Origin of the sequence: Brumimicrobium mesophilum (assembly GCF_003025005.1) — a bacterium.
Lineage (GTDB): Bacteria > Bacteroidota > Bacteroidia > Flavobacteriales_D > Crocinitomicaceae > Brumimicrobium > Brumimicrobium mesophilum.
In genome coordinates this window covers 1-757 of record NZ_PVSS01000063.1, presented here as the reverse complement: position 1 = coordinate 757, position 757 = coordinate 1, and the positions used below count along the sequence as shown (strand labels likewise).

Sequence of the window (757 nt, the reverse complement as noted above, 5' to 3'; positions counted from 1 at the left end):
TAAGTCGTCACCCGTCTACTCGATTAGTTGCTTTTTTTAATTTTCATATACCTTCTGAACGTTTCCATCTTTATCAAAATATGTAGATGAAATCCATTTTCCATTCAGATAGATAGTTTCATAATGTAATTCCCCATTTTCATAAAACACCTTGGATTTCCCGTTCAAAATACCTGTATCCGAATACTCTTTTGTTTCCCAAATTATTCCATTTCTAAAATACTTCCAAGTGTTTATTGGCATCCCATTTTTAAGTTCTCCTTCCGCAAGTTTTGTCTTAATAAAGCCATCGTAATTCCGGTAATTTTTTAGAAATTGCCTTTCCCCAATTGAAAACAAGGGATTGATAAGAATGAGTTTCTTACTTCTAGTACATAGACCAGTTGAAAAATCTCCTTCTTGATTTTTGTATCCATAGATTAACCATTTCTCTTCATTTTTAAAGTTCAGTCCGCAAGATGCTCCATCTAAACCTGTTTTAATTAAAATGGTATCATTGACTTGATGCCCTTTATAAACCTTAAGCACTTTAACCTCCACAATTTTTTCCCAATCTTCTTCATTCTTATCTATCGATATTACTTGTCCCTTCAAAATCAAATCATAACTATTGAATTGTCTAATATCAATCTTCTTATAATAGGTACAAGAACAAGCAAATAATTGACTATTAAATGCTAAGAAAAATAAGGTGATTATTAAGAGTATTTTTTTCATTTATTTTAATTGCAACTAACGTCCAAGCTACGTATTGTCG

The 757-nt window shown here is 30.9% G+C and carries 1 protein-coding gene; it reads right to left on the bottom strand.

Translation table 11 applies throughout. The annotated features are described in order from the left end of the window. Positions 1 to 36 precede the first annotated feature (36 nt). Positions 37 to 717 carry a hypothetical protein gene (locus tag C6368_RS17050; protein ID WP_107040417.1) on the bottom strand — a complete coding sequence of 227 codons (681 nt, stop codon included), beginning with the start codon at positions 715 to 717 and terminating at the stop codon, positions 37 to 39. Positions 718 to 757: the final 40 nt, after the last annotated feature.

Excerpts from the sequence above, each read along its gene's own strand:
- C6368_RS17050 (WP_107040417.1), bottom strand. The coding sequence starts at position 717 with ATGAAAAAAATACTCTTAATAATCACCTTATTTTTCTTAGCATTTAAT.